Annotated in this window: 20 protein-coding genes; 10 read left to right on the top strand and 10 right to left on the bottom strand. The window is 56.6% G+C overall.

Translation table 11 applies throughout. From position 1 onward, the window contains the following. Positions 1–21: 21 nt before the first annotated feature. Entirely contained in the window at positions 22–1,374 is a 1,353-nt protein-coding gene (gene gorA, locus ABLV07_RS09400) for a glutathione-disulfide reductase (protein ID WP_108429473.1), read from the top strand. 29 nt (positions 1,375–1,403) lie between these two features. Here the strand turns inward: gorA and ABLV07_RS09395 are convergent, their stop codons facing one another. The 3 genes from ABLV07_RS09395 to hisD form a co-directional block, all read right to left on the bottom strand. Beyond that, on the bottom strand, positions 1,404–2,501 hold the full coding sequence (locus ABLV07_RS09395) for a serine hydrolase domain-containing protein (protein WP_192466248.1): 1,098 nt from the start codon (positions 2,499–2,501) through the stop codon (positions 1,404–1,406). A gap of 210 nt (positions 2,502–2,711) precedes the next feature. Beyond that, a complete protein-coding gene (locus ABLV07_RS09390; RefSeq protein WP_026612201.1) occupies positions 2,712–4,103 on the bottom strand; it encodes a GntP family permease in 1,392 nt (463 codons plus the stop codon). A 100-nt stretch (positions 4,104–4,203) separates the two neighbouring features. Beyond that, complete coding sequence (hisD, locus tag ABLV07_RS09385; RefSeq protein ID WP_015369260.1) at positions 4,204–5,511, bottom strand: histidinol dehydrogenase; 1,308 nt, start codon at positions 5,509–5,511, stop codon at positions 4,204–4,206. Positions 5,512–5,690: 179 nt separating this feature from the next. On the opposite strand from hisD, the gene ABLV07_RS09380 reads away from it, so the two are divergent. Then, complete coding sequence (locus ABLV07_RS09380; protein WP_015369259.1) at positions 5,691–6,707, top strand: LacI family DNA-binding transcriptional regulator; 1,017 nt, start codon at positions 5,691–5,693, stop codon at positions 6,705–6,707. An 8-nt stretch (positions 6,708–6,715) separates the two neighbouring features. Here ABLV07_RS09380 and ABLV07_RS09375 read toward each other — a convergent pair whose 3' ends face one another. Then, complete coding sequence (locus tag ABLV07_RS09375; RefSeq protein WP_015703750.1) at positions 6,716–7,339, bottom strand: glutathione S-transferase; 624 nt, start codon at positions 7,337–7,339, stop codon at positions 6,716–6,718. A 99-nt stretch (positions 7,340–7,438) separates the two neighbouring features. Between ABLV07_RS09375 and ABLV07_RS09370 the strand changes: the two genes are divergently transcribed. The 4 genes from ABLV07_RS09370 to ABLV07_RS09355 all read left to right on the top strand — a co-directional run bounded on the left by ABLV07_RS09370 (position 7,439) and on the right by ABLV07_RS09355 (position 11,605). Further along, positions 7,439–8,587, top strand: coding sequence for an iron-containing alcohol dehydrogenase (locus ABLV07_RS09370; protein WP_015369257.1), 1,149 nt, complete (start codon positions 7,439–7,441; stop codon positions 8,585–8,587). 270 nt (positions 8,588–8,857) lie between these two features. Continuing rightward, positions 8,858–10,516, top strand: coding sequence for an alpha,alpha-trehalase (locus tag ABLV07_RS09365; protein WP_015369256.1), 1,659 nt, complete (start codon positions 8,858–8,860; stop codon positions 10,514–10,516). 63 nt (positions 10,517–10,579) lie between these two features. Next, entirely contained in the window at positions 10,580–11,107 is a 528-nt protein-coding gene (locus ABLV07_RS09360) for a GNAT family protein (RefSeq protein ID WP_015703751.1), read from the top strand. A 75-nt stretch (positions 11,108–11,182) separates the two neighbouring features. Continuing rightward, complete coding sequence (locus ABLV07_RS09355) at positions 11,183–11,605, top strand: muraminidase (protein WP_032715268.1); 423 nt, start codon at positions 11,183–11,185, stop codon at positions 11,603–11,605. Here the strand turns inward: ABLV07_RS09355 and ABLV07_RS09350 are convergent. Together ABLV07_RS09350 and ABLV07_RS09345 are read right to left on the bottom strand one after the other, a co-directional pair. Continuing rightward, entirely contained in the window at positions 11,602–12,210 is a 609-nt protein-coding gene (locus ABLV07_RS09350) for a response regulator transcription factor (protein WP_032715270.1), read from the bottom strand. The genes ABLV07_RS09355 and ABLV07_RS09350 overlap by 4 nt on opposite strands. A gap of 358 nt (positions 12,211–12,568) precedes the next feature. Beyond that, positions 12,569–13,327, bottom strand: coding sequence for an SDR family oxidoreductase (locus tag ABLV07_RS09345; protein ID WP_032713113.1), 759 nt, complete (start codon positions 13,325–13,327; stop codon positions 12,569–12,571). A 118-nt stretch (positions 13,328–13,445) separates the two neighbouring features. Between ABLV07_RS09345 and ABLV07_RS09340 the strand changes: the two genes are divergently transcribed. The 3 genes from ABLV07_RS09340 (at position 13,446) to ABLV07_RS09330 (ending at position 17,078) form a co-directional block, all read left to right on the top strand. After that, complete coding sequence (locus tag ABLV07_RS09340; RefSeq protein ID WP_032713112.1) at positions 13,446–14,345, top strand: LysR family transcriptional regulator; 900 nt, start codon at positions 13,446–13,448, stop codon at positions 14,343–14,345. Positions 14,346–14,452: 107 nt separating this feature from the next. Beyond that, a complete protein-coding gene (gene yhjD / locus ABLV07_RS09335) occupies positions 14,453–15,484 on the top strand; it encodes an inner membrane protein YhjD (protein ID WP_020077734.1) in 1,032 nt (343 codons plus the stop codon). Positions 15,485–15,755: 271 nt separating this feature from the next. Beyond that, positions 15,756–17,078: an MFS transporter gene (locus ABLV07_RS09330; RefSeq protein WP_045397190.1), complete on the top strand. Its 1,323-nt coding sequence runs from the start codon at positions 15,756–15,758 to the stop codon at positions 17,076–17,078. Positions 17,079–17,127: 49 nt separating this feature from the next. Here ABLV07_RS09330 and ABLV07_RS09325 read toward each other — a convergent pair whose 3' ends face one another. Next, on the bottom strand, positions 17,128–19,179 hold the full coding sequence (locus ABLV07_RS09325; protein WP_348853503.1) for an AsmA family protein: 2,052 nt from the start codon (positions 19,177–19,179) through the stop codon (positions 17,128–17,130). A gap of 194 nt (positions 19,180–19,373) precedes the next feature. On the opposite strand from ABLV07_RS09325, the gene ABLV07_RS09320 reads away from it, so the two are divergent. Beyond that, positions 19,374–20,303 (top strand): sugar kinase, encoded by a 930-nt coding sequence (locus tag ABLV07_RS09320; protein WP_015703756.1) that lies wholly within the window; start codon positions 19,374–19,376, stop codon positions 20,301–20,303. A gap of 521 nt (positions 20,304–20,824) precedes the next feature. On the opposite strand, the gene ABLV07_RS09315 is transcribed toward ABLV07_RS09320, so the two are convergent. The 3 genes from ABLV07_RS09315 to hmsP all read right to left on the bottom strand — a co-directional run bounded on the left by ABLV07_RS09315 (position 20,825) and on the right by hmsP (position 25,982). Next, a complete protein-coding gene (locus ABLV07_RS09315; protein ID WP_015703757.1) occupies positions 20,825–22,324 on the bottom strand; it encodes a pitrilysin family protein in 1,500 nt (499 codons plus the stop codon). Positions 22,325–22,533: 209 nt separating this feature from the next. After that, positions 22,534–23,820 (bottom strand): dicarboxylate/amino acid:cation symporter, encoded by a 1,287-nt coding sequence (locus ABLV07_RS09310; RefSeq protein ID WP_015369244.1) that lies wholly within the window; start codon positions 23,818–23,820, stop codon positions 22,534–22,536. A 155-nt stretch (positions 23,821–23,975) separates the two neighbouring features. After that, positions 23,976–25,982 (bottom strand): biofilm formation regulator HmsP, encoded by a 2,007-nt coding sequence (gene hmsP / locus ABLV07_RS09305; protein WP_032713109.1) that lies wholly within the window; start codon positions 25,980–25,982, stop codon positions 23,976–23,978. Positions 25,983–26,047 lie beyond the last annotated feature (65 nt).

Genomic DNA, 26,047 nt, shown 5'->3' with positions numbered 1-26,047 from the left:
AACGATTAAGGACATATGGGCATGAGCAAACATTATGATTACCTCGCCATCGGCGGCGGCAGCGGCGGTATCGCCTCGATTAACCGTGCGGCGATGTACGGCCAGAAGTGCGCGCTGATTGAAGCCAAAGAGCTGGGCGGCACCTGCGTTAACGTCGGCTGCGTGCCGAAAAAAGTGATGTGGCATGCGGCGCAGATCCGCGAAGCAATCCACCTGTATGGCCCGGATTACGGTTTCGATACCACCATCAACCATTTCGACTGGGATAAGCTGGTTGCCAGCCGCAGCGCCTATATCGACCGTATTCATACCTCTTACGACAACGTGCTGGGTAAGAATAACGTTGATGTTATCAAAGGTTTCGCGCGCTTTGTCGATGCCCATACCGTGGAAGTCAACGGCGAGACCATTACCGCCGATCATATCCTGATCGCCACCGGCGGCCGCCCGAGCCACCCGAACATTCCGGGTGTGGAATACGGTATTGATTCCGACGGTTTCTTCGAACTGCCGGCGCTGCCGCAGCGCGTGGCGGTAGTCGGCGCGGGCTATATTGCCGTTGAACTGGCTGGCGTGATTAACGGCCTCGGCGCGGAAACCCACCTGTTCGTGCGTAAACACGCGCCGCTGCGCAGCTTCGATCCGCTGATCGTTGAGACTCTGGTGGAAGTGATGAACGCCGAAGGCCCACAGCTGCACACGAACGCAATTCCGAAGGCGGTAGTCAAGAATGCCGACGGCAGCCTGACTCTGGAGCTGGAAGATGGCCGCAGCCAGACCGTAGATTGCCTGATTTGGGCGATTGGCCGCGAACCGGCGACCGATAACTTCAACCTGGCGGCAACGGGCGTTAAAACCAACGATAAAGGCTACATCATCGTTGATAAGTTCCAGAACACCAACGTGCCGGGCATCTACGCGGTGGGCGATAATACCGGCGCCGTCGAGCTGACGCCGGTCGCCGTGGCCGCAGGCCGTCGTCTGTCCGAACGCCTGTTTAACAACAAGCCGGAAGAGCACCTCGACTACAGCAATATCCCGACCGTGGTCTTCAGCCACCCGCCAATCGGCACCGTCGGCTTAACCGAGCCGCAGGCGCGCGAGCAGTACGGCGATGACGCCGTGAAAGTGTACAAATCGTCCTTCACCGCAATGTATACCGCCGTGACCTCTCACCGCCAGCCGTGCCGCATGAAGCTGGTCTGCGTCGGCCCGGAAGAGAAGATTGTCGGTATTCACGGTATCGGCTTCGGAATGGATGAAATGCTGCAGGGCTTTGCGGTAGCGCTGAAAATGGGCGCCACCAAAAAAGACTTCGACAATACCGTCGCCATTCACCCGACCGCAGCGGAAGAGTTCGTCACCATGCGTTAATCCGCACAGCCCCGTCTCAAGACGGGGCTTCATTTTGACTCCGTCACCAGATTACGTAGGATCTGATGGCCGATGTAGTTACTCCAGTTAAAGCTGTTTTGCAGCACCACCACCGCATTCTGATTCGCTTTATCGAAGCCGATATAGCTTGAATAGCCGCCGATGTATCCCACCTGATAAGTTAATCGCTGCCGACCAAATGTGTCGGTCACCCAGGCAATGTTCGCCGCTTCGACCCGCCGCGGATAATAATCAACGCTAACGTCTTTAAACGCCCGATCCAGTGCCGCCTGCCCCGTGGGGGCGAAGTGAGCGCGGGCATAGTTAATCAGATCGCCGGCGTCGCTGTACAGACTCGCCGCGCCAACCATGTTATTCGTGAACTGCCAGTCCGGCGTCAGCGCGCCGCGCGGTTTAAACTTCGGCTGATCGCCTGCGTGTCCCAGCGCCCGCCACGGATATTCATGCAGCGTTTGCGGCAGGAAGCTGGTATTCCCCATAGCCAATGGCCGGAAGATCATCCGTGACGCCAGCGTCTCAATCGATTCGCCGGTTTGGTATTTGAGAAGATACCCAAGTATCGCAAAACCCAGGTTGGAGTAACTCGGCTCGCGCTCCAGCGGCGCATTGAAGTTGCTCAGATAGCTCAGCACCCCGTCGGCATCGAGTTCATGATAAAAGTTTTCACCGTTGTTGAGATAGGCCAACAGATGCTCAAGCGACAGCATGTTCATCGGCTGACGCGGCAGCCCGGAGGTATGAGTGACCAGCTGCAGTAAGGTTATCTTGCGGGCATCGTCGCTGAGGACGGTCCCCGGCGGCAGCAGGGTTTGCAGCGTATCGCTCCAGTGTAAACGCCCCTCGTTGACCAGCATCGTCACCACTTCAGCGGTAACACCTTTACTTAACGAACCGAGGGCAAAAAGCGTTTGCGGAGTTATCGGGTAGCGCTGCTTATCATCCGTCACGCCGAAGCAGTGAAACTCCGCCGGGCCGTTGTGATGAATAATCGCCACCACCACGCCGCTGACCTGCTTCTCGCGCATGTATTGGCTGACGAAAGTATCGACGGAAAGCCGCTGCCCGTTATGCCCCACCAGGCTGGTTTCATTGCTGGGAGGGCTCATTTGCGACAGCGTGCCGGCGCAGCCTGAAACCAACAGTAATGCCAATAGCACAAGGCCTAACCGCCTGTTCAAACTCCACCTACCTGCCGCGCGTTTTTGGGATGAGATAAAAAATAGACGCGGATCGTAGCGGCATTACTCCGCCGGCGCAAAGCGAATACGCTGAAAAATAAATAAGGCCGTCGGCACAGATAGCCGACGGCCCGGGCTTTATACCAGTCCGGTGGCGTAGTAAACGCCGATAATGAAAAAGGCACCGAGGATTTTAAACAACGTGATGCCGAGAATCGGTTTATAGGCCTGGCGATGCGTCAGTCCGGTCACCGCCAGCAAAGTGATGATCGCCCCATTGTGCGGCAATGTATCCATGCCGCCCGCCGCCATCGACGCCACACGGTGCATCACTTCCAGCGGGATCCCCGCAGCATGGGCCGACTCCACAAAGCGATCCGCCATCGCCGCCAGGGCAATACTCATTCCACCGGAGGATGAACCGGTGATCCCGGACAAAATATTGATCGTAATCGCCTGATTGAGTAAAGGGTTTGGGATCGCTTTTAGCGCATCGGCCACCTGAACAAAGCCCGGCAGCGCGGCAATCACCCCGCCAAAACCATACTCTGATGCAGTATTCAACGCCGCCAGCATCGCGCCGCCAACGGCGACTTTGCTACCGTCGGCCAGCTTACCCTTCAGGCTACGCCCGGCAAACAAGAAGATAGTGATAATTCCGCACAATAACGCCGCCATCACCGCCCAAATCGCCACCATCTTCTTCACGTCGCTTTCCATCGGCGCTTTCAGTCCCGGCAGGTCAATCAGGAAATGGCTACCGTACGCCTGAGGGATAAGCCAGGTAAACAGCAGGTTGGCGACGCCGACGATAATCAACGGCAGCAGCGCGATCACCGGGTGCGGCAAGTTAAGGTCTGCCGGGGTTTCAGGTTCATTTACCAACTCGCTTCCATAACCTTCTCCTCTGCGCTGCGCTTTACGCCGCATCGCCTCCAGATATAACCAGCCGCCAATAGCCACAAATGCGGAACCCAGTACCCCAAGCCAGGGCGCTGCCCAGGAGGTCGTACCGTAAAAGGTAGTCGGAATAATATTCTGAATCTGTGGCGAACCCGGTAGCGCATCCATCGTAAAAGTGAAGGCGCCCAGCGCGATAGTCGCAGGCATTAGCCGTTTCGGAATTTGGCTCTGGCGGAACATCTCAGCGGCGAAGGGATAGACCGCAAATACCACCACGAATAGCGAAACCCCGCCATAGGTTAACAACGCGCAGACCAGAATAATCACCGGCATCGCCTTGTTTTGCCCCATCAGCCGGGTAACAGCACTCACGATTGACCGGGAGAATCCGGAAAACTCAATTAATTTCCCGAAGACCGCGCCCAGTAAAAATACCGGGAAATAGAGTTTTACGAACCCGACCAGCTTATCCATGAAAATATCGCTGAATACCGGGGCAACGGCGGCTGGCTGGGTGAGTAATACGGCGCCGAGCGCAACCAAAGGGGCAAAAAGGATCACGCTATAGCCGCGATAGGCGGCGAGCATCAGCAATCCTAACGCCAGTAAGGCAATCAATACGTCCATAGGGTTATCCGTCAGCATGGCCGCCGCTTATTTCCTTGTTATCGGGCGGCCGATGTTAAGTTGGGGAGCGTATCCCGCTTCCCGTTTCAGACCTTACGGGTTATTCAGGAATCCCAGCGTAAGGAACGTCTTTATTGCCGTAGCGGCGCACGCGGACGTTGGCCTGTTCACCATGGCCGGAGAAACCTTCGAGGGCGCACAGACGCGAACAGTACTCGCCGATCTGCGCGGAGGCGCTATCGGTAAGAACCTTTTGATAGGTGCAGGTTTTGATGAACTTCCCAACCCACAGCCCCCCGGTATAACGCGCGGCTTTACGCGTCGGCAGGGTATGGTTGGTGCCGATGACTTTATCGCCGTAGGCCACGTTAGTACGAGGTCCCAGGAACAATGCGCCAAAGTTCTGCATATTTTCGAGGAACCAGTCCGGGTCGCGGGTCATTACCTGCACATGTTCGAACGCCAGCTCATTGGCGATTTTCAGCATTTCTTCCCGGTCTTCAGCCACAATGATTTCGCCAAACTTCGCCCACGACTGGCGCGCGATTTCCGCGGTGGGCAGCACCGCCAGCAGACGATCGATTTCCGCCAGCGTTTCGCGCGCCAGCGTTTCCGAGGTCGTCAACAAAATCGCCGGAGAATCAGGACCATGCTCAGCCTGACCTAACAGGTCGGTGGCGCAGATTTCACCATCCACGCTTTCATCGGCAATGACCAGGGTCTCCGTCGGCCCGGCGAACAGATCGATACCGACGCGGCCAAACAGCTGACGTTTGGCTTCAGCGACAAAGGCGTTGCCCGGCCCCACCAGCATATCCACCGGTGCGATGCTCTCGGTACCGACGGCCATCGCCGCCACGGCCTGAATACCCCCCAGGCAGTAGATTTCGTCGGCCCCCGCCATATGCTGCGCCACCACAATCGCCGGCGCCGGTTTACCGTTAAACGGCGGCGCACAGGTGACAATGCGCGGCACACCTGCGACTTTCGCGGTGATAATCGACATATGCGCCGACGCCAGCAGCGGGTATTTCCCGCCCGGCACGTAGCAGCCCGCCGCGCTGACCGGAATATTTTTGTGTCCCAGAATGACGCCCGGCAGCGTTTCAACCTCGATATCTTTCAGGCTGTCGCGCTGGTGCTGAGCGAAGTTACGCACCTGCTCCTGCGCAAAGCGGATATCAGCAATATCGCGATCCGACAGCTGAGCATAGCAGTCATCGATTTCCTGCTGCGACAGGCGGAAGTTTGCGCGATCGAGCTTATCGAACTTAATCGACAGCTCGCGCACCGCTGCGTCACCGCGCGCTTCAATATCCGCCAGGATTTTCTCTACTGCTTCACGAACCGTACGGTCGTGAGATTTCACTGCTTCAGATTCCGCACCGCGCTTGAGCCAGATAGCCATAACTTGCCTCACTATGATGTTAATGAAATGCTAATGCATTCGAATTCACTTGCATCCTGGCGTGAATGAAATGTTATGTGAAGTAGCAATGCATTCGAATGCAACGGAGATCGCAAAATTAGTGACAGGGGGGAAGATTCACGCATAATGACGGGGCATGGGTCAGGAGAGGCAACGGAATGGCAGGTCAAAACAAACGAGCAGTCACCAGTTACGATGTCGCGAAAGCGGCTGGCGTCTCGCAATCTGCGGTATCCCGCGCCTTTACCGAAGGAGCGAAAATTTCGCCAGCCACCAAAGAAAAGGTGCGTAAGATCGCCGCCGAGCTGGGCTATCGTCCGAGCTTTATCGCCCAGTCGCTGATCACCCGCCGCTCAACGCTTATTGGTGTTGTCGTTCCGGGGTTGGTGAATCCCTTCTACGCCGCGGTTCTGGATGAACTGTCACAGGCGTTGAACCTGATGGGATACCGGGTACTGTTGTTTTCGATGTACCGCGATGATGACACTACCCCCATCATGGAAGAGATTCTGCGTCATCGTGTTGAAGCGCTAGTGCTGGTGTCCAGCAGCCTTTCTTCACACTTTGCTCATGAATGCCAGCAGCTCGGCCTGCCGGTGCTGCTGCTCAACCGCAAAAACGACAGCCGGTCGGTTTCCAGCGTCACCAGCGATAATCTGGCTGGCGGCGCCGCGATTGCCGATTTCCTGCTGGATCTCGGCCATCAGCAGCTGGCATTTGTTGCCGGTAGAGATACCTCCTCTACCAGCCGCGACCGTGAGACAGGCTTTCGACAGCGTCTGGAGGCCCGCGGCGCCCGCCCGATGCTGCGCGATAGCGGAATGTGGTCGATAGAAGAAGCGATGAACGCCACCCGCAGGCTGATGGCGCTACCAACGCCGCCGGACGCGCTATTTTGCGCCAACGATATGATGGCCATCGCCGCCCTCAATGTGGTTGTCGGCGAAATGGGCATGAAGGCGGGCGAAGATATCTCCATCGTCGGGTTCGATGATATCGCCATGGCCAGCTGGCCGCTGATAAATTTAACCACCTGGGTCCAGCCGCTATCGGAAATGGTGGATACCGCCATCGCCGTGCTGAAAACGCAGCTAGGCGCGGCTGAAACCAGCGCCGTTCAGCATGTCCTGCAAGGGAAGCTTATCGTCAGGGGCAGTACCCGCCCGCGACGCTAAATCAGCCGCTACGCTACGCCGTTATTGCCGTGGCGCATAAATGCCGGGCGCTGGTTAAGGGCCATATACCAGCGTTCGACGTTTGCCATCTCCGGATGGGCGAACGGCGTCATTTTCCAGCGATGAACCGAAAGCCCCAGCACGATATCCGCCAGCGTAAACGTCTCGCCGGTCAGCCACGCGCCGGTGCGCTGTAGCTGATTGTCGACAATCTGTACGCAGCGCGTCCACGCGGCAATACTCTCTTTAATTGCCGCCGGATCCTGAAAACGCGGATCTTTACGCACCAGCCCCGTGAACGCGTAGCGCCACGCGCTGTTAAACTCCGTCGCCTGCCAGTCCATCCAGTGTTCTACCTGCGCCGCGGCACGTAACTCAGAGGGCAGCAAATCGTCACGTCCGACCTTACGCGCCAGATAGCGGCAGATGCTGTTCGACTCCCAAAGGACAAAATCGTCATCCACCAGCACCGGCACTAACGCATTTGGATTCAGCGCCAAAAATTCCGGCGTATCAAGCGGGCTATAGCCGCTGCCATAATCTTCCTGCTGATACTCGATACCCGCCTCTTCGCAGGTCCAGAGGACTTTACGCACGTTAATAGACGAGCGTTTACCCAAGATTCTTATCATCGTCAGCAACCCTTTTTCGTAATATGGCAGACATGAAGCTTGCCGGATAATGTGTATAGTGGATTGCAGAATAATTATCCACTACAGGTACCCTTACACATGGTCACTCCCTTCAACATTTTAACGCCCGGCAATATCCGCTTTGGCCGCGGGCAGGCCCGCAGCGCTGCGCCGTGGCTGGCACAATATGATGCCCCGGTGCTGCTGGTTCACGGCGCGACCAAAAATCGCGCCCAATTTTTACTGAACGAACTGACCGCATTGCATCTTCAGGTCAGCACTGTTGCTATCGCCAATGAACCCACGCTGGACGATATTGAACGCGGCGTACGGCTGGCGCGCGAGCGCGGCGTCGGCGCGGTGGTCAGCCTCGGCGGCGGCGCGGTCATTGATGCCGGTAAAGCCATTGCCGCGCTGGTCCCGGCAAGCGGGCCTGCCATCGACTATCTGGAAGTCGTCGGAACGGGGAGAATACTGGAAGCCAGCCCGCTACCGTTTGTCGCTATTCCCACAACGTCCGGCACCGGCGCGGAGGTTACTAAAAACGCGGTCATCAACGTCCCCCAGCAGCAGCGCAAAGTCAGCCTGCGCGACGATCGCATGCTGCCGCAACTGGCGATTGTCGATCCGGCGTTAACGGATAACGCCCCCCGCGCCGTCACCCTCGGCTCCGGCCTTGATGCCTTAACTCAGGTTATCGAACCCTGGCTGTGCACCCGGGCGACGCCCTTCACCGATGCCCTGTGCCGGGAGGCGATTCCCCGCGGCATCGCCGCGTTAAAAACGCTGATGGAAAAAGAGTGTGCCGACAGCCGCGACGAGCTGGCATGGGTCAGCCTGTGCGGCGGGCTGGCGCTCGCCAATGCCGGGCTGGGTGTGGTTCACGGTCTTGCGGGGCCGCTTGGCGGGCTAAGCGATGCCTCCCACGGCGCGCTCTGCGGCTGCCTGCTGCCTTTTGGGCTGGAACTCAATGAGTCGCAGGTAACCAATCCGGCGCTGCGCCAGCGTTTCCTCGACGTGCGCCAGTGGATCGCTGCCGGACTCGGCGTCTCGCCGGATGACGCCTGGCAAAGCCTGCGCGAATGGAGCCAGCGCTCAGGGCTCGGCAATTTACGCGACCTCGGCGTGCCGCGTGAAGCGCTGGAACCCGCTGCGCTGGCGGCCAGTAGTTCATCGTCGATGAAAGCCAATCCGGTCACGCTTGAGTCAGAGCAACTGCTGGAGATGCTGGAAGCCGCCTGGGAGTAAACGAGCCAACCGCCTGCGTTTACCCGGGGCGGTTCAAATTTTGTTGCATAATGAATGCTCCGAATTTCGTTTTCGCGCATCCACGACAACGGTAAATATTCACCCTTTAATTTCAAAGACCTGCTCGTCTTACCTGCCATTTTTATGCACTGAAAAGCGTGACCTGACGCACAGTTTATCTTCCGCAGACCGAAGCGAGTGTCTACGCTTATTAGAGAGCCCGGGCATGCCCGGCCCCTAAACTCACGCTATCCGGAGGCCTGTATCGCTATGTTCAGCCAGAAACTACGCAACGTTGATGACGACGAGTTGAGGATCGAAAACGATCCGTGCTACGAAGCCGATCCGTATGAGTTAAAACTGGATGAAATGTTCGACGCCGAACCGGAGCCGGAGATCATCGAAGGGCTACCGGCGTCTGACGCCCTGACCCCCGCCGACCGCTATCTCGAGTTGTTTACTAACGTACAAAAGTCGCGCATTTTTCTTGATAGCAAAACCTTTCCCGACTGCGCGCCAAAACACGATCCGCTGGATATCCTGATGCACTACCGGCGGGTTAAGCGTACGCCGGAGTTCGATTTGCGTCAGTTTGTGGAAGACAACTTCTGGCTACCGGATAGCCATGCCGATGATTACACCTCTGACCCGAAACTGACGCTAAAAGAGCATATTGATAAGCTGTGGCCGGTGCTCACCCGTGAACCGCAGGATCATATTCCGTGGTCATCGCTGCTGGCGCTACCGCAGTCGTACATCGTCCCCGGCGGGCGTTTTAGCGAGACCTACTACTGGGATTCCTACTTCACCATGCTGGGTCTGGCGGAAAGTGGCCGTGAAGATTTGCTCAAATGTATGGCCGACAACTTCGCCTGGATGATTGAAACCTACGGCCACATTCCCAACGGCAACCGCACCTATTATCTCAGCCGCTCCCAGCCGCCGGTATTCGCCCTGATGGTGGAGCTGTTTGAGGAAGATGGCGTTCGCGGCGCGCGCCGCTATCTCGATCATCTCAAATTAGAGCACGCCTTCTGGATGGACGGCGCGGAATCGCTGATCCCTAACCAGGCCTACCGTCACGTGGTGCGTATGCCTGATGGTTCACTGCTTAACCGCTACTGGGACGACCGTGATACGCCGCGCGATGAATCCTGGCGAGAAGATGTCGAAACGGCGAAGCATTCCGGCCGGCCGCCAAACGAGGTCTATCGTGACCTGCGCGCCGGCGCGGCTTCCGGCTGGGACTACTCCAGCCGCTGGCTGCGCGATATCACCAGGCTGGCGAGTATCCGCACCACCCAGTTTATTCCCATCGACCTCAATGCTTTTCTGTTTAAGCTGGAAAATACCATCGCCAATCTTTCCGGCCTGAAGGGCGATCGCGAGGCTGAAGCCGAATTTCGCCGTAAAGCTAACGCGCGCCGGGAGGCGGTTACCCGCTACCTGTGGGATGAAGAGTGCGGCTGTTTTCGCGATTACGATTGGCGCCGTGAGCAGTTGGCCTTGTTCTCCGCCGCCAGCATCGTCACGCTGTATGTCGGGATGGCGACCCACGCCCAGGCCGAACGGCTGGCGGATGCCGTACGCGCGCGTCTGCTCACCCCTGGCGGCATCATGGCGACGGAATATGAAAGCGGCGAACAGTGGGATAAACCCAACGGCTGGGCGCCGCTGCAGTGGATGGCGGTACAGGGATTCAAAATGTACGGCCACGACCCGCTTGGCGATGAAATCGCCCAGAGCTGGCTGCAGACGGTGAATCAATTTTATCTCAAACACCACAAGCTGATTGAGAAATATCATATCGCCAGCGGCGTACCACATGAGGGCGGCGGCGGGGAATATCCGCTGCAGGATGGCTTCGGCTGGACCAACGGCGTGGTGCGGCGGCTTATCAGCCTGTACGGCGAGCCGAGGTCTTCGTAAGGCACTTTCCGTCGGCAGGCTGTGCTGCTAAGGTTTTATTTTCCCTTTGCCAGAGCCGACAACATGCCCGAACTGCTTACGCCGCGGCTGCGCTGCTCGCCGCTGCAGCTTGACGACTGGTCTTTTTTTCTCAGCCTGCAACAGGATCCGCAGGTGATGCTCTATGTTGCGGATAACCGGCCCATCGCCGATATCCGCGCCGCGTTTGATGCACGCCTGCCGCTCTGGTCGCCTAAGTCCTCGCACTGGCTATGCCTGGTGGTTCGCGATCGGCAAAGCCATACGCCCCTCGGCCTGACCGGCTATTGCCATCACGATGATGATATCGCCGAAGTGGGCTTTCTCTTCGCCCCACAGGCGCAGGGGCTAGGCTATGGATATGAATCACTGTGTGCGCTATGTGATTACGCATTTTCTACAGGCGGCATTCGTCGTCTTACCGCCAGCGTCACCGCCGGAAACCAGGCCTCAAGACAGCTGCTGCTAAAAACAGGATTTATACAGGAAGGAGAGCTACGCGAGAGCTACTGGTTACATGGCCGTTGGCACAATGACTGGCTGTTTGGCCTGATGCGCCACGATTACCAATAAGGCCCTGGGCCATCCGGCGAATGGGGACGACCCCGCTTTTCCTCTACACTGCCGCCAACAATAGAGGAAAAGACCATGACTATCACCACGTTAAGCCTGGCGGGACTGCGATTTATTCAGCAAACGCAAGGGCTGGCGCTACTGCCATATCAGGACCAGTTTGGCCAATGGCGGGTCGGCTATGGCCACGCTATTGATGAAGATGAGAAAGAGACGCCCATCACCGCTGAACTGGCGATGATGCTATTGACGGTAGACCTGCTGCAGTGCCAACAGATACTACAGCGCAGGTTGGTCGTGGAACTGACTCAGCCGCAGTACGATGCCCTGCTGGCGCTGGTATTCAGTTTAGATGGCAGCGCCCAGCCGCAGCTGGACGCTATTTTGCATTATCTTAACGGCCACAACATGACGCAGGCGCTGACGATATGGCGGAAAATTGACCGCGATAACGCCTTTCGCCTGCAGGAGTGCGAGTGGTTTTGTCAGACCGGTTAATTGTCACAAACGCTATTAAATGCCATCGCCGCCTGGGTCCGATTTTTCACATCCAGCCGCCGATATAACGACTCAAGATGCGCTTTCACGGTCCCGGCGCTGATATTTAACGTACGGCTAATTTCCTTATTAGAGCTGCCTTCCGCCAGCAGTTTTAAAATTTCCTGCTGGCGACGACTTAAATGTACAGCGTGTTTCCCGCGATCCGCCGAAGTCATTAACCATGTGCCAGGCAGACACATCATGCCCAACATGATGCTATTAATGATCTGGGCAAACATATCGGCGCTATCCTCACGTTGGGCAATGGCGCGCACGTTCCACGCCAGCGCCCGTTGCAGCCAGCTTTTATTATCATCCGAAACCACTAATAATACTTTGGCATGCGGAAAACGCTGCTGCTTCTCCTGGAGCAACCAGCAACAAAATTCACTGTTCAGATCGCCATCAAGCATGAGGAGCGCTTGTGGATGAGCCGTGAGCAGTTGCCACAGCTGTTCTGCCTGACAGGTGCTATGAATATTAATTTCAGGAATACGTTGTTGTAAGCCGACCTTCATTCCATGAATAAATATTGACTGCCTGTCAAACATGATTACTTGCATGGACTGCTCTCCATCGAAAATACCCCTTTTAAAAGTGGGTGAAGGGTAATATCAGCCGACAAAAATAAGAACTCGCCGTATGACCTAAGCCATTTTACCGATGGAGGAGATGATATAAACATCATGATGATGAATAGTTACACGCCAGCGCGGAACGATTACTCATTCATAATATTTATTACATTTGATATGAGGAATTCCTTAATTAAGTGGATAGATAACAGGATAATAATATTATTTCTTCCAGTGTAATCGAGTCGCTGGAAATCAGCGATACGCATGATGCAAAAGAGTGTTACGGAATAATAAAAAGCACAATATGAAGGCGCCCTACGCTATTATGCGCAGGGCGTGATCATTATAAAAACATGCCGCCGGAAACCTCAACGCGCTGGGCGTTCATCCAGCCGAGCTCGTCACTCAGCAACGCGGCGATAGCATCGCCGATATCATCCGGCAGGCCGACGCGGCCTAGCGCCGTCTGGGCGGCAATATGCTGGTTAAGCGGGGCATTATCGCGCACCGCGCCGCCGCCAAAGTCGGTTTCAATTGCGCCGGGGGCGATGATATTAACCGATATTCCGCGAGCGCCGAGCTCCTTCGCCTGATAACGGGTTAACACCTCCATGGCGCCTTTCATCGCCGCATAAGCGGAATAGCCAGGGAGTGCAAAGCGTGCCAGCCCGCTGGAGACGTTCAGAATGCGCCCGCCGTCTTTGAGCAAAGGCAGCAGCTGCTGGGTAAGGAAGAACGGTCCCTTAAAGTGGATGTTCATCAACTCGTCAAACTGCGCTTCGCTGGTCTCGCTAAACGGCGCGGTCAACCCGATGCCGGCATTGTTCAATAAATAATCGAAGCTGTCGCGCTGCCACTTCTCCTTCAGACATTGCGTCAGCTGTTGTACAAAGCCTGCAAAACTGGCGGCATCGCCGACGTTCAGCGGCAATGCTGCCGCTTTCGCTCCTGTTTGCTCAATTTCGCGCACCACTTCCCGCGCCGCCTGTTGGTTGCTGTGGTAAGTCAGAATAATATCGGTTCCCTTCGCCGCCAGCTTCAGCGCCGCGTTTTTTCCCAGACCGCGGCTGCCGCCGGTTACTAAAGCGATACGTTGTGTCATCAGAAACCCCTTCATCATTACGTGTGTGTGAATAAAGAGCTTATTAGCAGACGTAGTAACAATAAATGGGCTAAATTACGTTTTACTGTTTCAGTATCAACAACAATAGGCAGTAAGCATGGATAAAATTCACGCAATGCAACTCTTTATTCGTGTCGCGGAACTAGAGAGTTTCTCTCGCGCCGCCGATACCCTTGGGTTGCCCAAAGGTAGCGTATCGCGACAGATCCAGGCGCTGGAGAGCCATCTCGGCGCTCGCCTGCTGCACCGCACCACCCGCCGGGTGCAGTTGACGCAGGACGGCATGGTCTATTACGAACGCGCCAAAGACCTGTTAAGTAATCTCGAAGAACTGGATGGTATGTTTCAGGGCGATCCGTCAAGCATTAGCGGCCGCCTGCGTGTCGATATGCCGATCAGCGTCGCCAAAAAACTGGTCATCCCGAAACTTCCCGCGTTTTTACAACAGTATCCCGGCATTGCAATCGAACTGAGCAGTAGCGACCGGCTGGTCGATGTGGTGCGCGAAGGCTTCGACTGCGTGATCCGGGTGGGTACGCTCAAAGACTCGGGACTCATCGCCCGCCCGCTCGGCAAACTCACGCAAATTAACTGCGCCAGTCCGCATTATCTGGCGCGCTTCGGCTACCCGGAAAGCCTCGACGATCTGGCGGATCATGCACTGATCCACTACGCCAGCAACTTCGGCGCGCGGCAGTCAGGCTTTGAAGTCGTCAGCGACGGCGCCGTGCGCTGGGTGAAAACCGGCGGCGTGTTGACCGTCAATAGCACCGAAACCTATCAGGCGGCCTGCCAGGCCGGGCTCGGCATTATTCAGGTCCCGCGCATTGCCGTACGTGAACCGCTGCGTACCGGCGAGCTGGTTGAGATCCTGCCGCAGTACCGCGCCGAACCGATGCCGGTGTCGATTATCTATCCACATCGGCGCAATCTCTCCCGCCGCGTGCATCTCTTTATGGAGTGGCTGGGCGGATTGATGAAAGGTTATGTCGATTAATCGGCGCGGGTCGTCAACGCCCGTCGGGCCGATGGGCGCCTGCAAGATGCGTCGTTTAAGGTATACTTTTGGCTGAATATCGCTGTAAAGAAAGGAAGAAATCACTTATGACGCCGGAAAACGACGATCGCCAACCGCCACAGGAAACGGGCCAGCAGCCGGAGAAAAACAAAAGTACGCTCGCCGCCATCAACGATTCCGCCGTTGGGCAGAAAGCTAACCAGGCGCTGAAAACGGTCACCGGAACGGCGGCCAAAGTTCAGCGCAATCCGGTAATAGCCCACCTGCTGCGCGCCGCCGAGCGGTTCAATGACAGGCTTGGCAATCAGTTTGGCGCAGCCATCACCTACTTCTCATTTTTGTCGATGATCCCCATTCTGATGGTCTCATTTGCCGCCGCTGGTTTCGTACTGGCCTGGCATCCGACGCTGCTGCAGGACATCTTCGATAAAATTCTGCAAAACGTCAGCGACCCGACGCTGGCGGCAACGCTTAAAAACACCATCAACACCGCCGTACAGCAGCGTACCGCCGTCGGACTGGTCGGCCTGTTGGTCGCGCTCTACTCCGGTATTAACTGGATGGGCAACCTGCGTGAAGCGATTCGCGCCCAGTCGCGCGACGTGTGGGAACGTACGCCGCAGGATCAGGAAAAAATCTGGGTAAAATACTTCCGCGATCTGATCTCGCTGATTGGCCTGCTGGTCGCGCTGGTTATCACGCTGTCGATTACCTCCGTTGCCGGATCCGCACAGCAGATGATCATCTCCGCGCTGTATCTCGATTATATAGAATGGCTGAAACCCGCATGGCGCCTGATTGGTCTGGCGATTTCCATCTTCGCGAACTATCTACTGTTTTTCTGGATCTTCTGGCGACTGCCGCGCCACCGTCCACGCCGCAAAGCGCTGTTCCGCGGTACACTAATTGCGGCGATTGGCTTCGAGATTATTAAAATCGTGATGACCTGGACGCTGCCGGCGCTGGTGAAATCCCCATCCGGCGCCGCCTTTGGTTCCGTACTCGGGCTAATGGCCTTCTTCTACTTCTTCGCCCGTCTGACCCTCTTCTGCGCCGCGTGGATTGCGACCGCGGAGTACAAAGACGATAAGCGGATGCCGGGCAAAGCCCACGATTAAAGTCATTATCGGGCTGAATAAAGACGCAAAATTCAGCCCAACCTATCATTTCAGCAGATAAATCCAGTGCGTAACTTTTATTTAACCTAAAACTGGTTTTATTCTCTAATATTTTAATTATGTGAAGCATTTCATAGAAGATATTTTCTCAGGGCGAAAATTATCCGCTTTTTGCCTGTTTTTTGCGCAATAGCGAGTTTTGTTACAGATTGAAATGTCTCTTTTGCTGTGGCTATATGGCTTTTCGTTCGCTCAAAAATAAGAAAGATCTATGCAAGCCACAGCCACTACTATCGACAACGCGCAAGACGCCACGCCGGTTAACTCGCGTAATAAAGTCGTCGTCGCCTCACTCATCGGCACCGCCATTGAGTTCTTCGACTTCTATATTTACGCCACCGCCGCGGTTATCGTCTTCCCCCATATCTTTTTCCCACAGGGTGATGCCGCCGCCGCGACGCTCCAGTCGCTGGCGACGTTCGCCATCGCCTTTGTCGCGCGCCCGATTGGCTCAGCGCTATTCGGCCACTTCGGCGACCGTGTAGGCCGGAAGGTCACACTCGTCGCCTCACTGCTGACCATGGGGATATCCACCGTAGTCATCGGCCTGCTGCCGGGCTATGAAAGCATTGGCATTCTGGCGCCGATGCTGCTGGCGCTGGCGCGCTTTGGTCAGGGTCTCGGCCTGGGCGGCGAATGGGGCGGCGCGGCGCTGCTGGCGACGGAAAACGCTCCGCCGCGCAAACGCGCGCTATATGGCTCCTTCCCGCAACTGGGGGCGCCAATCGGCTTCTTCTTCGCCAACGGCACCTTCCTGTTGCTGTCGTGGCTGTTGAGCGACCAGCAGTTTATGGAATGGGGCTGGCGCGTGCCGTTCATCTTCTCTGCGGTACTGGTCATTATCGGTCTGTATGTTCGCGTGTCGCTGCATGAAACCCCGGTGTTCGCTAAGGTGGCGGCGGCGAAAAAACAGGTCAAAATCCCGCTTGGCACGCTGCTGACTAAGCACGTGCGCGTGACCGTGCTCGGCACCTTCATCATGCTGGCGACCTATACCCTGTTCTATATCATGACCGTTTACTCCATGACCTTCAGTACCGCTGCCGCGCCGATTGGCTTAGGTTTGCCGCGTAACGAAGTGCTGTGGATGCTGATGATGGCGGTCATTGGTTTTGGTGTGATGGTGCCGGTGGCGGGCCTGCTGGCGGATGCCTTTGGCCGTCGTAAAAGCATGATTATCATCACCACGATGATTATTCTGTTCGCGCTGTTCGCCTTTAAACCGCTGCTCGGTTCCGGCAACCCACTGCTGGTATTCGCCTTCCTGCTGCTTGGCCTTAGCCTGATGGGGCTGACCTTTGGCCCGATGGGCGCACTGCTGCCGGAGCTGTTCCCGACGGAAGTTCGTTATACCGGCGCCTCTTTCTCCTATAACGTGTCGTCGATCCTCGGCGCGTCGGTCGCACCGTATATTGCCGCCTGGCTGCAGGGCAATTACGGCCTGCCGGCTGTCGGTATCTACCTGGCGGCGATGGCGGCGCTGACGCTGATCGCCCTGCTGTTGACCCACGAAACCCGCCATCAATCGCTGTAAGTTGCAGGCCCTGACGCTGTTGCCGTCAGGGCCATCGCTCATCTCATCCTTACTTTTTCATCTGCGACAAAATCGTCCGGCACTGATTCGCCTCGCCTTCCGCCGGCGAGATCAGCGCCAGTAAAGCGGCCGCCGGCGTGACCAGCGTCGCTAACGCTGCCGCCACCGCGCCGCGGGCAATCAGCGGCCCGGCTTTCACCCCGGCATCCGGCGATTTAAAGGTACCGCGCACGTACAGCGGAGAACGCAGAGTAATCACCCGCAGGCCCTTACTTTCCGGGTCAACGGTCAGATCCAGCTGTTCAGAGGCAAAGCTGGCGGTGCCGGTAATGTTAATCAGCGCGTTCTCGGTATCGAAGGCGAAAATTTGCGGTCGCGCCACGCCGTTGACCACATCAATATTGGCCGCCGCGCAGTTCACCCGAACCTCCTCATCGCCAAAAATCTGCCCGATGATAAAGTTACCGACGTTTAAGCCGAGGATTTCCATCAGGTTGCGGCTAATCAGACCATCATTCATCAGCAGCTTAAGGTTGCCGTTGCTGTTGCCGAGCAGCGCCGCCACCGAATTACCGCTGCCGCGCAGTTGTACATCGCCGCTCATCTCACCGAGCGTTTTCTGCATCATTTCAACGTTCGGCATCAGCGCCTTAAGCTTGAGCCGCCGCGCCTGCAAATTGGCTTCGCCCTGTAGCGGTTTTTTATCGCCCTGCAGATGCACGCTGCCGGCAATCGAACCGTTCGCCAGGCCAAAGCGCACCGGCTGCAGGCGCAGGTCGCCGCGTTCAAGAATAATATGAGTCGCCAGGTCGCTGATGGGCAGAGTACCGCCGTGTTCGATTCGCCGCCCCTTGAAGCGCACATCGGCGTCCATCACCTGCCATTTATCCGTCTCAAAGCGATCGGCCGGCAGGATTTTCCCCGCCGGCTGTACGGCATCGCCCGCTTTACGTGATGAGGATTTCTTCGCCCCGCCGCCGGAATCAACGCCAATCAGCGGGCCGAGGTCCGCCAGCCGCAGCTGTTTAGACTCCAGATCGCCGGTGAGCTTCGGTCGCGGTTTGCCGGTGGTATAGGTCAACGAACCGTGGATATCGCTGTCGCCAATCCGGCCGTTAAAATCGCGATAGTCAAAACGCATGCCGTTTTTATGTTTAAAGTCGGCGCGCAGGCGGCCATCGGTGGAAAAGGACGGCGTTTCCGGCAGCAGAACGCCGGTCAGGTCGTAGAGGTCGCGCAACGAGTCGCCGGCGAATTTCAGCCGCAGATCGAGCCCGCCGACATTAAGCGGATCGCTGACCGTGCCGCTAAACGCTATCCGGGTATTACCAGAGTGAAAATCGCCTTGTAGCGGGAACGGGGTACTATCGCTACGTAGCGCCAGCATGCCGCCAATTTTGCCGCTGCCGCTCAGCGGCTGGCCTTTGTAGCGCCCCTTCACCGACAGGCCAAAGATATAATCGCCGGCTTTTGTCGCCTGCGCTTTGTTGCCCGCACCGGTGACTTCGCTAAACGGCAGCGCTTTGCCAAGCGGATCGACCACGATCGCGATATTGCTGCGGGTTACCTTATCGTCAATGCCGATGTTGCCGCGATCGAAGAGAATATTATCAAGGCGGAAAGACCAGGCCGATGGCGGGTTGGCTTTTTCGGATGCCGGGTCAGAAGCTAATTTAAAGGTCCAGTTATTGCTGTTTTCCGTCAGCCTTATCAGCCGGACGTCGGGCTGTTCGAGCTTAATCCACGGCAAGTAGACCGTTTTGCTCAGTAGCGCCAGCGGGGCCAGCGTCGCTTCCACGCGCGGCAGATGTACCATCGTCACTTGCGGAATGTCGGGCGGGTTACCCAACACGATATCTTCGGCATGCACATGCGGCCACGGGATCCAGCTACGCCAGCCGCGCTCCTCAGGCTGTCGCTCCCACACTACGCCCAGGTCGCCGCGAATGGCGAATGGCCGATTGAGCTCGGCGGAAACTTTCTGATTGATCGTCGGCTTGAGCCGGTTCCAGTCAAAGGTCGCCAACACGATGAAAAAAAGAACGATTAACAGCACAATCGTTCCCGAGATAATAGCAATCGTTTTACGGGTTCTGGTCATCCCCTCTCCGCTCCTTTTGCGTCTCGTCACTCCTCACTATAGTTGAAGAGCGCGGATTCATCCGCCAAATGCGCTTTTCGTCACATTTTGCGCGTCAGGTCAAAAAATAATGGAACGATGTTTTAATATGGTTGACCCTGCCGGGTGCCCAGCGCAAACTACCGTTAATTTCGATTCAATTTCAGGTCAGCACTATGTCTAAGAAAATTGCCGTGATTGGCGAATGCATGATTGAACTGTCAGAGAAAAACGCGGCGGTGAATCGCGGTTTCGGCGGCGATACCTTAAACACATCCGTCTACATCGCGCGCCAGACCAGCGCGGATGCCCTAAGCGTACACTACGTGACCGCGCTGGGCACCGACACCTTCAGCCAGCAGATGCTGGAGTCCTGGCAGGGCGAGCAGGTAAAAACCGATCTGATTCAGCGCATGGCTGACCGTCTGCCTGGCCTTTACTACATTGAAACGGACGAGACCGGCGAGCGCACCTTCTACTACTGGCGCAACGAAGCGGCGGCCAAATTCTGGCTCGAAAGCGAGCGCGCAGGCGCCATCTGCGAAGAGCTGGCTACCTTTGATTACCTCTATCTGAGCGGCATCAGCCTCGCCATCCTCAGCCCGGCCAGCCGGGAAAAGTTGCTCACCCTGCTGCGCGAATGCCGCGCCAACGGCGGGAAAGTGATTTTCGATAACAACTACCGTCCGCGCCTGTGGGCCAGCCAGCAAGAGACTCGCCAGGTGTACCAGCAAATGCTGGAATGTACCGATATCGCTTTTCTGACGCTGGATGATGAAGATGCGCTGTGGGGAGCGGTACCGGTTGCCGAAGTTATCGCCCGCACCCACGCCGCTGGCGTAGAAGAGGTGGTGGTGAAGCGCGGCGCCGACTCCTGCCTGGTGGCGATCGCCGGCCAGCCGCTGCTGGAGGTGCCCGCGGTGAAGCTGCCGAAAGAGAAAGTAGTGGATACCACGGCGGCGGGCGATTCGTTCAGCGCCGGCTATCTGGCGGTGCGCCTGACCGGCGGCGACGCGGAATCCGCGGCGAAACGCGGACATCTCACCGCCAGCACGGTTATCCAATATCGCGGGGCGATTATCCCGCGCGAAGCGATGCCGGACTAAGACCCTATTCCCCCTGCTTGCGCTGCGCTTAGCAGGGCTACCAAATCGTACAGTGCTGTAGCCCCGGTAAGCGGTAGCGCCACCGGGGATTTTGAAACCGCACAAACCTCAACACAGGCGGCGGAAGCTGAGCTGATTTTGCGCCGGGTGGCGGCTAACGCCTTACCCGGCCTACCGTTCGCTGGCTGAAACTGCCGGTGTTGGCGGCCTCAAAATCGCTGAGACGTTCCCGGAAGGCCGGGGCAGCCCGCATGGATGCGGGCTGAGGGCCGTGTTTTGCAAGGACGCTGCCTCGGCCCGACCCGAAGCCTGCAGGGATAAGTCGAAGGTACCACGAAGTGGCGATTTTGGCGGCCAGAGCCCGGGAGTACAGAGGGCGGCGGCGACTGGCCGCCCTCTGTGCGCTCCCTGCGCCATGAGAGACATAACGCAGAAGAAATATCGGGAGCGCAATGTGCTCGGAATTAACACTAAGTACATGTTTTTCCCGGACCAAAACCGCTGCAAACCGATAACAGTATCTACTGCGCTGGGGGAATATCCGTCGCCTCGTTATGCGCATCAACCGTATCCGGCGTCGCGCTCACCGCCGCAGCGGGTGCTGGCGCCATCAGCTTTTCCCATGTCGCTTTCAGATCTTTCATGTTGTACTCCGGCTCGCCTTTCGGCTGCTGCAACACCAGCGCCATATCCTGCGACAGCTGCTGGCGCAGATATTGGTTCAACATGTCGACCGTCAGTGAGTTCAGGAACTCCTGGCGCAGTTTCTGATACTGCTCCGGCGCGATATCCACCACCTGATTTTGCAGCGAACGCATACGTTGGCTAATCAGGATATCGGTATCCGTGCGGGCATAGGTGGCGAACAGTTTTTGCAGTTCGAGATTCTTTTGCGCAATCAGTGCATCGAACTCTTCCTGCGGCAGACCATTGTCGCGTACCTTCGCCAGTTCGCGCGATACCGCGCTCAGGTTGGCGTTCAGGCGTTCGCCCGGCGAGTCGATATTGATCGCGCACTGAGCGCGCTGGTACAGCACGCGGCAATCAAAACCGAGACCGATGTCTTTTACGTTGCTTTTGCTCAGGTTCTGCTGCACGTGCCAGAACAGCGCTTCCCGAGCCAGGTCATCGCGCCAGTAGCGCTGCAGCGCGGCGGAATCGCGGATTGGCTGCCATGGAGAGTCCCACATGATCGACAGCTTATCCTGACGCACGGCATCGGTCATGATACTCACCGGTACAGCCGGCAGAGGTGATAGCGTTGGTACCGCCGCCGGGGTCTCGCGTTTACCTTTCAGTTCGCCGAAGATTTTGTTGATCTGCTCAGCGACGCTGCGGCTATCGACGTTACCGACAACAATCAACGTCATCGCATCCGGGGTGTACCATTTCTGATAAAATTCTTTCAGCTGTTTAATATCAATCGGTTGCTTCAACGGCGCCGCCGGATCGTGACCGAGCATCGTTGAGCCCTTCAGGCGATAGCGCCACCAGCCTTCCTGGGTATCCAGCGGCCAGGTCGCCACCATATCGCTGCCCTGCAGCGCATGATTGACGGCTTGTTGGGTAATACTCAACTTACCGTTAGCGTCCGCCAGCCAGTTCAACGCCTCTTTAAGCAGGTCGTTGCGGTTGTTCGGCAAACTCAGATTAAACAAGGTGAAATCGTACGAAACGATCGCCGGCGGCAGAGGACGCTTCGGGTCAATACTCTGCTGCCACAGCGAACGCGCCTGCATCGTCGGGAGGCTGCCGCTTTGGGTCAGCGCCAGGCGCGGAATGAAATGACTGAAGCCGCTCTGCTGAGTGCTTTCGCTCAGCGAGCCAATATTCACAGCCAGGCGGACTTCGACGCGATCGCTAGGGCGCTGCGGCGTGGAAAGTACCTGCCACGAAAAACCGTTCGCCAACGTCCCCTGTTGCCAGGCCGGGTCCGGCTGGAGCGCTTCTGCCTGCACAGAACCGGCCGTCGCTATCATCAGCAAACCACCGGTTAAGAGTCGAATTTTTGTGCCCTGCATGTGAACCCCTGATGAACATTCCTGGTTACATAGGCAACCCATCGCCGGGTTACCGAAAAAGGTGGTGAATCAAATACGTCGGTTAGACCACGCGTAGGCGAAAATGTCACATGAAGACGTAAAATAATCATGAGGTATCATTCCCCCAGAAGGGGAATGATACCTAATTTTGCGCAGGAGCCCATAGTCCATGGGCATAACATGAGGAATTACGAGGATAATTCTTGCGATTTGTCCGCGGGAACGCGGTTATTCAACACATCATCGAGCTGTTTGGCATCGAGTTCTTTCACCCATTTCGCGACAACCACGGTCGCCACGCCGTTACCCACCAGGTTGGTCAACGCGCGCGCTTCGGACATAAAGCGGTCGATACCGAGAATCAGCGCCAGGCCCGCCACCGGCAGATGCCCTACCGCAGAGATGGTCGCCGCCAGTACGATAAATCCGCTCCCGGTGACGCCCGCGGCCCCTTTCGAAGAGAGCAGCAGTACCACCAGCAGGGTGATCTGATGGAAGATATCCATATGGCTATTGGTGGCCTGGGCGATGAACACCGCCGCCATCGTCAGGTAGATGGAGGTGCCATCGAGGTTAAAGGAGTAGCCGGTCGGTATCACCAGCCCCACCACTGATTTACGGCAACCCAACTTCTCCATCTTATCCAGCATTCGCGGCAGCGCGGATTCGGACGAAGAGGTCCCCAGTACAATCAGCAGCTCTTCGCGGATATAGCGAATGAACTTGAAGATGCTAAATCCAGTGGCCCGCGCGATAGAACCCAGTACCAGCACCACGAACAGGATACAGGTGATGTAGAAGCAGATGATCAGTTGGCCCAGCTGTACCAGGGTACCGACGCCGTATTTACCGATGGTGAAGGCCATGGCCCCGAAAGCGCCGATCGGCGCCAGGCGCATAATCATGTTAATGATGCCGAAAATGACCTGCGAGAAGCTCTCAATGACGTTGAAAATCAGCTGGCCTTTGCTGCCTAAACGATGCAGCGCAAAGCCAAACAGGACGGCAAACATCAGCACCTGCAGAATATTACCGCTGGCGAAAGCGCCAATCACGCTGCCCGGAATAATATCGAGTAAGAAGGCGACAACACCCTGATCTTTAGCCTGCTCGGCGTAGACTGCCACCGCGTGCGCGTCCAGCGTCGCGGGATCGACGTTCATGCCCGCGCCGGGTTGCACTACGTTGACGATGATAAGACCGATAATCAACGCAATGGTACTCACCACTTCAAAGTAGAGTAGCGCCACCGCACCGGTACGACCGACGGCCTTCATGCTTTCCATCCCGGCAATCCCTGTTACAACGGTACAGAAGATAACCGGAGCAATGACCATTTTAATCAGTTTTACGAAGGCGTCGCCGAACGGTTTCATCTGCGCGCCAAGTTCCGGGTAGAAATGGCCCAGCAAAATACCGATAGCTATGGCCGATAAAACCTGGACATAGAGGCTTTTGAAGAGAGAGAGTTTCATAGGGTGTCCTTTGGGAATAACCACAGACAATGAAAGGTTATCTGTGTCTGTGGCTTAAAAATAACACCCTGGAAACATTTCAGAAATAAGTAAGCGCGAAGTTGCAACGGAATTGTTAAAATATTTGAGCTGACTCGCACAAACAAATAAAAATGTTACAAACTTGCATCGTCCTTATCGGCCTGCAGGAAGCGCTGCATAAAGCTTTCCAGCGGCAAGGCGCAACCAAACAGGTAACCCTGAGCGACATCCACGCCAGCCGCTTGCAACCATGTCAGCTGTTCTTCTTTTTCAACGCCCTCAGCAACGATCCGCAGCTTGAGCCCGCGTGCGAGCTGAATTATCGCCGGGACCATACTGGTATCATCCGGCAACATATCAATAAACGCCTTGTCGATTTTCAGGATATCAACCGGCAGCGATTTCATATGTTGCAACTGGCGCAACCCGGCATAACCCATGCCGAAATCATCCAGCGCAATACGCGTGCCGGCGTCGCGCAGCGGGCGCAGCAGGTCAATCACCGCCTGCGGATCGTCGAGACGGCAGCTTTCCGTCACCTCCAGCACCAGGGTGCCCGGGGCGATACGATAGCGTTCAATGAGTGCCTGCAGCTCAACGCCGCGGTCAGGATGCAGCAACTGCAGTAACGAGACATTCACCGACAACGGCAGCATGATCCCCTGCTGCTGCCAGGCTGCCAGCTGGCGGCAGGCTTCTTCCATCACCCAATAGCCTACCGGCACCATCAGCCCGCAGTTTTCAATACGCTCAATCAGATCGCACGGCAGCGACCAACCGCCATCGGCCTGTCGCTGGCGCAGCAGAACTTCCGCACCGCAAATATCACCGCTGGCAATATCCACCTGCGGTTGAAACCAGATGGCGAACTGCTGATTCTCGAGCGCGGTGAGGATGTCGTGCTCTTCCATTAACCGACGCTGGGCTTTTTCCATCTGCTCGGGGTCAAAGAACTCGATCTGATTTTTGCCCTTGCGCCGCGCCGTCACCGCGGCGGAAACCGCCCGACGATAAAACTGTTCGGCGCTCAGTTCGCTATTAAACATCGCGATACCGACACTGGCGCAGGGCCGCAGCTGGACACCGTGCAGCGGCAATCGCTCGCTAATGGAAGTAAGCACTTGCTTACTTAACGACACCGCTTCCCACGGCTTGCTGAGTCCGGGGGCAAAAATAGCGAAATCGTAACCGCTCACCTGCGTCAGCACCATATTGGGTGGGATAACCGCTTTCAGCTTCTCAACCAGCGTCAGGAGCAGCATCTCGCGCTGGCTCTCTTTCAGGACGCCTGCGGCATCTTGCAAGGTCTCACAGGCTACCACCAGCAGCGCCGAGGGTTGCGGACGGGTTGTGGTCTGCTCCAGCATCGCCATCAAAAAGGCTTTGTTGGGGAGCTCAGACACCGGGAAACGGGTCGATTGCAACGATAGCTCATCATGCTGACGCAGCAAAGACTGCTGGTTGCGATTGTAGCAACGCACCAGCATGCCGATTTCATCATCCTGGTGCAGTCGCGGCAGGCTCAGCTGATGTCCGAGCCGTTCCTGCGGCGGAATATCGTTAAGCTCGCGGGCGATGGCGCGCAGCGGGCGAACAATCAGCCGGTTAATGCACCAGGTTAGCGCCACCGTCAAAATAAGCACCAAAAGTAAGTAAGTAGTCACTAACGTCGCAAGCGCGCTCATGACGAATTTATACATGCGATAGGAATCCGCCTGCAACACCAGATAGGCCAGCGGCTGCGGGTTAGCCGGACGCTCGAGTGAGTAAATCGGCAGGGATATCTGTACCGGCAGTTCAAACAGGCGAGTGATCATCACCGGCACCGGTCGTTCGGGAATAAAGCGCATCCGCAGCGCCTGAAATTGATTCGGTAGTACCACATCCGCCCGGCTGACGATGCCAGCAGGCTGAATGCGGCCCAGAATAGCTTCCGCTTCGGGAATGTCGGCTTTCAAAATTGCCGCCGACAGGGGCTCGCGAACGGAACGGGCGATACTTTCTAATTGCGTGGCCGTGGTATAGCGACTCTGTTGCACAAAGTGAAACAGCAAAATGGAACAAAAGACCAGGACAAACGCCATGGACACGCTCGCGACCATCGCCATCTGTTTAATTGTAAGTGAGCGGCTGACGCGCAACTGTGTTCTCCACTGAAACTGAACAACTATCCGGCGAGATCCATCAATACCGGTCGTTTTCAGGC

The sequence above is a fragment of the Klebsiella sp. CN_Kp097 genome, from assembly GCF_040064495.1.
Taxonomy (GTDB): Bacteria; Pseudomonadota; Gammaproteobacteria; order Enterobacterales; family Enterobacteriaceae; genus Klebsiella; species Klebsiella aerogenes.
Note: the sequence above shows the minus strand (reverse complement) of the source record. Positions and strands in the feature narration are given on the sequence as shown.